We start from the raw sequence: 10,306 nt of genomic DNA on the forward strand, positions 1-10,306 counted from the left end.
CTTCATCAACCTGGCAACGCTGCCCGGCGAGCCATGGGGGCCGCCCACAGCAACTGCGCGACACCGATGGCGCGCTCTTCGAAGCCGCCCTGGCAATAGCACAGATAGAACTCCCACAGGCGTTGGAAGGTGTCGTCGTAGCCCAGCTCCGTCAGCGCGGTGCGCGCCTGGCGCAGGTTGTCGCGCCAGTGGCGCAGGGTTCGGGCGTAGTCCAGGCCGAAGTCTTCGAGGTGGACCAGGTTCAGCGTGGTCTGCCGGCTGGCGGTGCTGAGCAGCACGCTCAACGACGGAAGTGCGCCACCGGGGAAAATGTAGCGCTGGATGAAGTCCACCGAACGCCGTGCCCGGGCGTAGCGCTGGTCGCGGATGGTGATGGCCTGCAGCAGCATCAGGCCATCGTCCTTGAGCAGCGCGGCACACTGGCGGAAGTAGGTGGGCAGGAAACGGTGGCCGACCGCCTCGATCATCTCGATCGACACCAGTTTGTCGAAGCGCCCCCGCAGTGCGCGGTAGTCCTCGCACAGCACCGTGATCCGTTGCTCCAGGCCAAGCCGGCGCACCCGCTCGAGGGTGTACGCGTATTGCGCCGTGGAGAGGGTCGTGGTGGTGACACGGCAGCCGTGGCGGGTGGCGGCGTGAATGGCCAGGCTGCCCCAACCGCTGCCAATTTCCAGCAAGTGCTCGTGGGGCTTGAGTTCGAGCTTCCGGCAGATACGTTCCAGCTTGTTCAACTGGGCCTGTTCCAGGGGTTGCTCGTGGCTGTCGAACTGCGCCGCCGAATACATCATGGTCGGGTCGAGCAACCGCTCGAACAGGGCGTTGCCCAGGTCGTAGTGCGCCATGATGTTGCGCCGGGCTCCGCGCCGGCTGTTGCGGTTGAGCCGGTGCAGCAGGCGCAGGAGCGGGCGCCCCAGGCTTGCCAGCCCGCCTTCCATGGCGTCGAGCACATCCAGGTTGGCGACGAACAGGCGGGTGACGGCCGCCAGGTCCGGGCTGCGCCAAAACCCATGGATGTACGCTTCCCCGGAACCGATCGAGCCATTGCTGGCCACCAGGCCCCAGGCCGTGCCATCGAGGATCTCCACTTCGGCCTGCAAGGCGCTGGTGGCGTCACCGAACGCCCATTGCCGCCCGCCGTCGACCAGCCGCAGATGGCCATGACGCAGGCGACGCAACTGGGCCAGCACCGCCACCCTGGCCAGCACACCCAGCCATGGGCTCAGCCCCGCCGACTTGCTAACGCTCAGGGTCGGATTGGGCATGATCGGGCTCCTCGCTGGGATGGCCGGGCGCCAGGTTGCCCTGGCTGGCGGTGTGGTTGTGGACAGGGATGCGTTTGAGCAGCAGGCGCAGGGCTTGCCAGTAGATTGCCGAAAGGGTGCGCAGGCTCATCCATGGAAAGCCCAGGATGTGCTGGTGCAGGGTTGCGCGATCCAGTGGCTGGCGGTGCAGTGCCAGGTCGGCCGTGAATACCTGCTGCCCGGCATGCCAATTCTCCATGTGGATGCGTATGCGCTGGGCATCGAGCAGGAAACGCAGGCGGTACTCCATGTCCATTGGCATGAACGGCGAGACATGCAAGGCCTTGGCCATGGCGAACGGGCGTGCAGGGTCGCCGTTCACCGGCAGCACATAGTGGAAACGTTCGCGCCAAGGCGTGTTGCGTACCTCCAGCAGGATTGCCGCCAGGTGTTCATCGTGGTCATGGCAGAAGTAGAAACTTACCGGATTGAACGACAGCCCCCAGCAGCGCGGCTGGGTGAGCAGGTGCACTGCACCTTCGGGGTGACGCCCGGTGGCCTGGGCAACCAGCGAGCGGGCCGCTTGGGCCAGCGGTTGGCCCGGGCCGGTCAATGCCGGCAGGTAATCGGTTTCGCGCCAGCTCAACGGCGCCCACCATGAGCGCCCCAGCCAACGGGAAAGGCCGAGCAGCCGGGGTTGTTCGTCCAGGTCCACATAGAACATGCCGATCCGATAGCGGAATGCATGGGCGCGCGGGGTCATTCGGCGGTGGCTGACCCAGCCCCGGCAGAGGCAGCTGTTCACAGGCGCTCACCAAAGTACTCGGCCACCTTCAGCGCGCTGAGCACGCCGTCCTCGTGGAAGCCGTTGCCCCAGTAGGCACCGCAGAAATAGCTGTGCCGGTGCCCCTGCAATTCGCCCTGACGGGCCTGGGCGGCGAGGGCCGTGAGGCTGTATTGCGGGTGCGCATAGTCGAAGCGCGCGAGTATCTGCGCCGGGTCGATCAGCGCGGTTTGGTTCAGGCTCACGCAGAAGGTCACTGGCGCTTCGATGCCCTGTAGGATGTTCATGTCGTAGGTCAGCGCGGCAGGCGCCTGCTCCGGGCCACCGAGGCGGTAGTTCCAGCTCGCCCATGCCCGGCGGCGGCGCGGCAGCAGGCGGGTGTCGGTGTGCAGCACCACGGCGTTGCTGGCATAGGTGATGGCGCCCAGCACGGCGCGTTCGTCCGCGCTGGGGGCCTCCAGCAGCGCCAGGGCCTGGTCGCTGTGGCAGGCGAATACCACCGCGTCGAAACGCTCCAGGCCTGCGCGGCTCAGCAGGGTAACGCCTGCAATGTCGCGGCTGACCCGGCGCACGGGGCATTCCAGCCTGATGCGTTTGGCAAACGGGCGGCACAACGGCTCCACATAACACTGCGAGCCGCCCTCGATCACCCGCCACTGTGGACGCTGGCTGATCGACAGCAGGCCATGGTTGCGGCAGAAGCGCACGAAGAACTGCAGAGGGAAAGCCAGCATGTCGGCGTGTGACATCGACCAGATCGCCGATCCCATGGGCAGGATGTAGTGCCTGACGAACCGTTGCCCGTAGCCTTGTGCCTGCAGGTAGCCACCAAGGGTGGTGTTCTCGTCGATACGCTGCTCGTCGAGGTCGACGAGGGCTTGACGGTTGAAGCGCAGGATGTCCCGCAGCATCCCCCAGAAACCGATGGACAATACGTTGCGGCGCTGGGCGAACAGGGAGGCGAGGTTGTGGCCGTTGTATTCGAAACCACTGAGCGGATCGTGTACGGAAAAACTCATCTGGGTGGGCCTCGATGCGACGTTCAACTGGTCGAGCAGCCGGATGAAATGGGGATAGGTCCAGTCGTTGAAGACGATGAAGCCGGTGTCCACCGCGTAGTGCTGCCCCCCCCACGCCACATCGACGGTGTGGGTATGCCCGCCGACCCAGGCGGCGGCCTCGAACACGGTCACCTCGTGCCGGCGTGACAGCAGGTAGGTGCAGGTCAGGCCGGCGATACCGCTGCCGATGATGGCGATGCGCATGGTGGTCTAGCCCTTCGGGTTGCGCGCCAGGCGTTGGCCCAGCTCCAGCCGCCAGCGCACCGGCAGCGCGCCCAGCAGGCGCAGCAGCAAGGTGAAGGCGGTGGGGAAATTGATCTCCAGAGGGCGCCGTGGCAGGCGCGCGGCGATGCGCCTGGCGGCGTGTTCGGCACTCCAGCGCTGGGGCATGGGGAAGTCGTTGCGGCGGGTCAGCGGGGTATCGACGAAGCCCGGGTTCACCAGGGTGGCATCGATACCTTCGCTGGCCAGGTCGATGCGCAGCGATTCCAGCAGGTAGCGCAAGGCGGCCTTGGACGCGCCATAGGCACCCGCCCGTGGCAGGGCCAGCCAGGTGACCGCGCTCCCCGTCACTACCAGGTGCGGCCGTTCGCCCAGCCGCAGCAAGGGCAGGGCGGCCGCGAGGCAGTAGCTGACCGCGAACAGGTTGGTGCGCACCACTCGTTCCAGCAGCGCTGGGTCGAACTGCCCGGGCTCCAGGTACTCGCAGGTACCGGCGTTGAGGATCACCAGGTCGAGCGCGCCCCAGCGTCGGGTGATCTGCTCGGTGATCTTCGCCACTTGCTCAGGCGCGTCGAGGTCACCGATGGCCAGCAGCACCTGCTCCGGGTACTGCGCCGCCAGGGACGCGAGGCCATCGGGACGACGAGCGCCAAGGGCCACTTGGTGCCCTTGCTCAAGCAAGAGCCGGGCCAATGCCGCGCCGATGCCGCTACTGGCGCCGGTCAACCAGCAGCGGCTCATGCCAGCCGCCCCTTGAGCCAGCGGATGGCGCCGCCCATGATCGGAACCTGCTCGTAGAGCAGCGCGCCGACGTCGAAGTAGTCCTGATGGAAGTGGACCCGGTCATGCCATTGCAGGTAGCTGCAGCCCGGCAGGTGGATCGGCCGGCCGTTGGCCAGACGTGGGTGGCGGAACTGCAGTGACCACTGCAGATACCCCTGGCCGGGCCGCACTTCATCGATGCTGGAAAAGCTGTAGTGGATATCGTGGACGTTGGCGTAGAGCTGGGCGAAGTAGGCGCGCAAGGCAGGCAGGCCGTGGATCTGGTGCAGTGGGTCGCTGAAGGCCACGTCTGTGCTGTACAGGGTTCCCAAGGCGTCGAGCCGCTGCCCGTCAAGGCTGGCGAAGGCTTCGGCGAATCGCTGCAGATACGCTGACATAGGCCGCTCCAGGTAAACCTGTACAGCGAGAAGGTTTTGTACAGGTATAGGAAAAGCCTAGGTCAATATCTGTACAGGTCAATAATCTTGTACAGGTATTTGTCCTGCGTCAGTGGGCATCCGCCGAAGGCTGCCTGGGCGGCTGGACCTTACGCATCAACGGCACCAGCAAGGTCGCCACGGCGAAACACAGCATGATCACCCTGAATGCGTCGGCGTAGGTCAGTGTCTGCGCTTCTCGCCAGGTCAACGCCCAGAGCTGGCGCAATGCGGTCTGACCGGCGTCGAGGCTGCCCAGGCCCAACGCCTGGGCGTTGCCAGTGAGTTGCTCGAGCCAGGTGTTCATGCCTTCGTTGCGCACGTTCAGGTGCTCGGCCAGGCGCAGGAAGTGCAGGTTGGTACGGCCGTTGAGCACCGTGGCACAGGCGGCGATACCGATTGCACCGCCCAGGTTTCTCATCAGGTTGAACAGCCCAGACGCAAGCTTGAGCCGGGCGGGCGATAGCGCGCCCAGGGTCAGGGTCACGGTTGGCGGCACCGCCATTTGCTGGGCGAAGCCGCGGATGGCCTGGGGCAGCAGTAGCTCTTTCGCGCCCCAGTCATGGGTGATGGGGGTGAAATCCCACATCGAAATACCGAACAACGCCAGCCCGAACATGAGTATCCAGCGCAGGTCTACGCGATTTGCGAGAAAGGCGTACACCGGGATGGCCAACAACTGGAACACACCGGTGGAGAATACCGCCAGGCCGATGTCCAGCGCGCCATAACCGCGCACGCGGCCCAGGAACAGGGGTGTGAGGTAGATGGTGGCGAAGATCCCGATCCCGGTGATGAAGGAAAACAGGCAACCCAAGGCGAAGTTTCGGTCGCCCAGGGCGCGCAGGTCGACAACAGGGTCGGCGATCTTCAGGCTGCGCCAGATGAACAGCAGGCCACAGGCCCCGGCCACCCAGGCGGTGGTGGTGATGGTAGTGTCGCTGAACCAGTTCCAGCGCGGGCCTTCCTCCAAGGTGTACTCCAGGCATCCAAGGAACACGGCCATCAGCCCCATGCCCAGGTAGTCGGCGCCCTTGAGCAGCCCCGGGTTTGGGCGGTCGACCTTGACCAGCAGGGGCACGGCGAAGGTAATGAACAGGCCTGGCACGAGGTTTATGTAGAACAGCCAGTGCCAGGAGGAGGCATCGGTGATCCAGCCGCCGACCGCAGGGCCAAGTGTTGGCGCGAGGGAAGCGATGGCGCCGATCACCGAGGCGGCGATCACCCGCTGCTTGCCGCTGAAGTAGATGAATGCCGTGGTGAACACCAGCGGGATCATCGAACCGCCGAGAAACCCCTGCAGGGCGCGGAAGGCGATCATGCTCTGGATGTTCCAGGCCAGGGCGCACAGCAGGCTGGTCAGGGTGAAGCCCGCCGCCGACGCGGCGAATAGCCAGCGGGTGCTCATCACCCGGGACAGCCAGCCCGACAGCGGGATGACGATGATTTCCGCGATCAGGTAGGCCGTCTGCACCCAGGCAGTGTCGTCCGCGCCGGCGCTGAGGCCGCCGCCGATGTCCTTGAGTGAGGCCGAAACGATCTGGATATCGATCAGGGCGATGAACATGCCTACGCACATCGTGGCGAAGGCCGCGACCTTCTGCGCCGGGGTGAGCGCCGGCAGTTCGCTGTTCACGGCCGGCCTGCCACGGCGACATCAGGTTGTGGCTGGGGCTTGGTGTCGATCTCGGCGATCACCGAAAGGCCGGGGCGCAGGGCGCCGAAGTCGGCGTCGCTACCTTCCAGGCGAACCCGTACCGGCACACGCTGGACGATCTTGGTGAAATTGCCTGTGGCGTTTTCCGGCGGCAGTACGCTGAACTGTGCGCCGGTGGCCGGCGCGATGCTCTCGACGCGGCCATGGAAAGTACGCCCCGGCAGGATGTCGGCGGTGACGCTCACGGCCTGGCCCATCTGCAGGCGCGCCAGCTGGTCCTCCTTGAAGTTGGCATCCACCCACAACCCATGGGCGGGCACCACTGCGAGCAACTGGTTGCCGGCTGCGGCGTAGGCGCCGAGCTTGGCCCGGCGGTTGCCTACGTAGCCATCCACGGGGGCGCGCAGCTCGGTGTAGCCGATGTTCAGCCGCGCCTGTTCCCGGTCTGCCTCGGCCTGGGCCAGGGCCGCGCGGGCCTGCTGGCGCTGGGTGCCGATCACCGCCAGTTGCTGGCGGGCCCCGAGCAGGCCGGCCTCGGCATGGGCGCGGTCGGCCTGCGCGGTCTTCCAGGTGGCCTCCACCCGCTGGGCGCTTTGCACCGACACCGCCTGGCTGCCCACCAGCGTCTGGTAACGCACCTTGTCATACTGGGCGCGCTGGGCCTCGGCGCTGCGTGCGTCGATCTGCGCCTTCGCCTGGCTGATGACGGCTTGTTGCAGCTGCTCGACGGCATCGAGATTGGCCAGGCGCGCTTGCTGGGCGGCGACAGCGCCGTCCGCCTTGGCCAGTGCTGCCAGGTAGTCGCGCCCATCGATACGGGCGAGTAAATCACCGGCCTTGACGAACTGATTGTCCACTACCGCGACTTCGGCGATGTAGCCGGGCACTTTGGCGCTGATCACCGTGACATCGGCACCCACGTAGGCATCGTCGGTGTCTTCGATGAAGCGGCCGCTGGCCCACCAGTGGCTGGCATAACCCGCGGCGGCGAGCAGCGCGAACGCCAGGGTAGCGACGCGCAGCAGAGTTTTTCCTCGCGCCGGTCTGTTCACGGCGACCATGGTGCTTTCGGTGGTGTCGGATGCTGCGCCAACCTGAGCGTTCATGGCGGTCACTCCTCCTGGGAGGCTTGGGCGGGGAAGGGGGCCACCCAGGTGCCGCCCTGGCGGTGCGCCTTGCCGGTCTCGGCCCGCCAGTGGGTCAGCGGGTCGGCATCGGGGGCGATGCGCAGGCGGTGCTCATCCACTGTGATGGGCTTGCCGGTATTGCTGTCCACCAGTGCCAGGGCGACGGGTGCGCCAGTGTGCTCGTCGGCCAGGTAGACCTTGCGCGAGCCTTCGGCATGTTTCGCGCCCCAGGCCATCAAGGTCAGGATCACCGGGCGCAGGTCGCGACCGGCCTCGGTCAGCAGGTACTCGAAGCGCGGCGGGTTGTGCTGGTACGGGCGGCGTTCGAGCAGGCCGCTGGCGAGCAGGTCGTTGAGCCGGCGGGTGAGGGTGTTGGTGGCGATGCCCAGGCTGTGCTGGAACTCGTCGAAACGGCGCAGGCCGTAGAACGCGTCGCGCAGGATCAGCAGGCTCCAGCCGTCGCCGATGTGCTCAAGGGCGCGGGCTACCGGGCAGGGCATGGGTTGGAAGCTGGCTTTTTTCATGGCGGCGGGCTCGGGGGCTGTGTGAGGTCAATATTTCATTGTCACTTGCATAATGCAAGTTACTAGGTCAGCCGCTTGTCTGGAGAGATGGGCCGGCCAGGAGATCGAGCGCCGCCCGCGCGCCGCTCGATCTCTTGGGCACCACAATTTTTCCGGCGATCACTCCGCCAGCCCGGCACCCCTCAACCCTTCGGCCAACCGCTTGAAATCCACGTCCCGGTGGATCGGCAACCACTCTCTCAACCGGGACACACAACGTCGGTGCCAACCGCCGCACGATCGCCAACGCCTGCCGGGCCTCGGCCTGGCGCCCCTCCAGGGCTTGGCAGGCGGCGAGGCAGTGTTCGTACTCGACAGCAGCGAGACCGAATTGGTGACCCCAAGCGCGAAGTGATCCCCTGGCGCCCTGCTTATTCCTGGGCGTGGCGGGCTTGCCACTCGTCCAGGTAGGCCTGGTAGGCATCCTGGCAGGTTTCGACGACCTGGCAGCGGTAGGTGGCGAACAGCACGCCCGGCAATTGCAGGCCACGTTTGCGCAGTGTCGCCAGGTCTGGCACGAATTGATCGGCGAACGGATCGAAGGCGATGCTGTAGGAACTGAAGTCGCCTTCGGTGAAGCGCCGCACCAGCTGGGCATAGAAGATCGCGTCGTCCTTCTGCGCATCGTCCGCACCGGAATGCCACCACCCCTGGCCATACCAGTAGAGCAGCAAGGCGGTCCCGGCGTCGCACAATGGGTGGGCGAGGATCGCCCGTGGGGCAATCAGGCCGTCGTCCCAGTTCAGGTGAGACGCCACGTAGTGCAGTTCCTCCTTGCTCTGCAGGTCTGCCACGCAGATCAGGTCCTCCGGCGCCTTGTAGAGTTGCGCGCTCCAGTAGCTGAGTGTCTCGCGCATGTCGGGGTCTTTGAGCTGGGCGAGCAGGGTGGCGCGGTCGGGGATGCCGTTGAGTTCGGCGCATTCGAAGGCGCGCAGGAACTGTTCCTGGGTGAGGCGCAGGGGCATGGGGTGTTCATCCTTGAGCGGTAATGGGGAGCGCTTGATAACCCTGATGCGTGGAGAAATCAAGGTTGTCGGGTGAGGCGATCATGGGATCGAGCGCCGCTCACGCGGCGCTCGATCTTCAGAACACTGCAACACGCCCGCCGAACCCTCGATGATCAAACAGTTTCCCCGGCCAGCACCTGCTCCAGCCCACGCCGATACGTCGTCACTTCAAACGCCGGGAAACGCTGGTTGAACTTCGATGAATCGAACAGGTTGTCATGCCCGTAGCGCGGCAGCAGCTCCCGCAGCTCGCGGACCTGCCGGGAGACCAGGCCGGCAGCGGTCAAGGTCCACTTGCCCAGGACCTTGTACGAAAGATCCCTGCCGCAGATCTCGCCGGCCAGCGCCACAAGCTGGCGATAGGTCAGGCGATTGTCGTCGCAAGGCAGGTGCCAGGTGCTGCCGTAGGCATCCTCTGCATTGCCCAGCGCCGCCAGCGCACGGCTGGCGTCAGGCGTCCAGATCAGCGTGCGCCGGGTGTCGTCGCGCACCGGCACGCGTGGCACCTTGCCGGCCTTGATGTTGTCCAGCACCAGGGTGTTGGTGATGCTCTGGGTCCTGCCGGGGCCATAGAACTCCGGTGCCCGGCCAATGAGCACCGGGATATCGCCACGGGCCATTTCCTCAAGCACCAGTGTTGCCATCGCCGCACGCACCTGGCCCTTGCGCCCGACCGGCGCGAACACCGTACCCTCGGTCAGCACGCGGTCATCCTGCGGGTACATGTAGGTGTTGTCGAAGTAGACGAACCGGGCGTTGGCCGTTCGGGCCGCGTCGAGGGCATGGCGCAGCATGAGCGGAAACTGCGCTTCCCAGAGCGCGGTGTCCGGTGGCAAGCCTGCGGTGAAATAGACGGTACTGCTGCCCTTGACGGCATGGGTGGTTTGTTGGGCATCCAGCAGGTCGGCCGCTACCAGGGTGTCGCTGGTGTTGACCTTGCGTGGGTTGCGGCTGACCAGGCGCAGGTCTTGGGTGTAGTGGGCGCCTAACTCGCGTGCCAGTTCCACGGCAATCTGGCCGGTCGCGCCCAGGATGGTTTGCATGCGGTGTCCTTCGATCTGTCAGGAAGGTGGGAAGGAGCGTAGCCGCCGATGGTGAACGGCGGTGCTTGGATGAGACCTTAACTTTAAAGGCTGCTTTAAGGTCAAGGGGTGCAGTGATGACTTCATGCTTTTGATTAAGTTGAGAAATAAAAATTATAAAAATTAGTATCTTAAAATTTAAACCTCATGTTTTTTCGATATGGCGGTCCAGGCTGGAACACCCAGTCGAATCCCATAAAGTTTTTCTTTTTGTTGCCTTGCCGCTGACCCTCGTGGTTATCATCCGCCTGCGCTGGCGCCAGCAGCCCGGCGCGTAATGGAATGCCGACGGCCCACAGGCCACCGGCACCGCAGCCGAAGGGACCACCCAGGCTCAACGCTCGTGGCCCTTCCACGCCCCCC

At 65.3% G+C, this 10,306-nt stretch carries 10 protein-coding genes; all 10 read right to left on the reverse strand.

Translation table 11 applies throughout. The features are described from left to right. Positions 1-5 precede the first annotated feature (5 nt). A complete protein-coding gene (locus JYG34_RS12885; RefSeq protein WP_213661026.1) occupies positions 6-1,262 on the reverse strand; it encodes an SAM-dependent methyltransferase in 1,257 nt (418 codons plus the stop codon). Beyond that, the gene (locus tag JYG34_RS12890) at positions 1,237-2,046 is read right to left on the reverse strand and encodes a DUF1365 domain-containing protein (protein ID WP_213661027.1); all 810 of its coding nucleotides are present in this window, start codon (positions 2,044-2,046) and stop codon (positions 1,237-1,239) included. Before JYG34_RS12890 ends, JYG34_RS12885 begins: the two co-directional genes overlap by 26 nt. Continuing rightward, complete coding sequence (locus tag JYG34_RS12895) at positions 2,043-3,290, reverse strand: NAD(P)/FAD-dependent oxidoreductase (RefSeq protein ID WP_213661028.1); 1,248 nt, start codon at positions 3,288-3,290, stop codon at positions 2,043-2,045. Before JYG34_RS12895 ends, JYG34_RS12890 begins: the two co-directional genes overlap by 4 nt. A gap of 6 nt (positions 3,291-3,296) precedes the next feature. Then, positions 3,297-4,049: an SDR family NAD(P)-dependent oxidoreductase gene (locus JYG34_RS12900; RefSeq protein ID WP_213661029.1), complete on the reverse strand. Its 753-nt coding sequence runs from the start codon at positions 4,047-4,049 to the stop codon at positions 3,297-3,299. Next, entirely contained in the window at positions 4,046-4,468 is a 423-nt protein-coding gene (locus JYG34_RS12905) for a nuclear transport factor 2 family protein (protein WP_213661030.1), read from the reverse strand. Before JYG34_RS12905 ends, JYG34_RS12900 begins: the two co-directional genes overlap by 4 nt. Before the next feature lie 109 nt (positions 4,469-4,577). Next, positions 4,578-6,086, reverse strand: a complete 1,509-nt coding sequence (locus JYG34_RS12910) for a DHA2 family efflux MFS transporter permease subunit (protein ID WP_249746287.1) — start codon at positions 6,084-6,086, stop codon at positions 4,578-4,580. 53 nt (positions 6,087-6,139) lie between these two features. After that, positions 6,140-7,270, reverse strand: a complete 1,131-nt coding sequence (locus JYG34_RS12915; protein WP_213661032.1) for an HlyD family secretion protein — start codon at positions 7,268-7,270, stop codon at positions 6,140-6,142. A 5-nt stretch (positions 7,271-7,275) separates the two neighbouring features. Then, positions 7,276-7,815, reverse strand: coding sequence for a winged helix-turn-helix transcriptional regulator (locus tag JYG34_RS12920; RefSeq protein WP_213661033.1), 540 nt, complete (start codon positions 7,813-7,815; stop codon positions 7,276-7,278). Positions 7,816-8,225: 410 nt separating this feature from the next. Next, positions 8,226-8,819, reverse strand: coding sequence for a DUF4274 domain-containing protein (locus tag JYG34_RS12925; RefSeq protein ID WP_213661034.1), 594 nt, complete (start codon positions 8,817-8,819; stop codon positions 8,226-8,228). Positions 8,820-8,974: 155 nt separating this feature from the next. Then, on the reverse strand, positions 8,975-9,904 hold the full coding sequence (locus tag JYG34_RS12930; protein ID WP_213661035.1) for an NAD-dependent epimerase/dehydratase family protein: 930 nt from the start codon (positions 9,902-9,904) through the stop codon (positions 8,975-8,977). Positions 9,905-10,306: the final 402 nt, after the last annotated feature.

It is taken from the genome of Pseudomonas entomophila, assembly GCF_018417595.1.
GTDB lineage: Bacteria > Pseudomonadota > Gammaproteobacteria > Pseudomonadales > Pseudomonadaceae > Aquipseudomonas > Aquipseudomonas entomophila_C.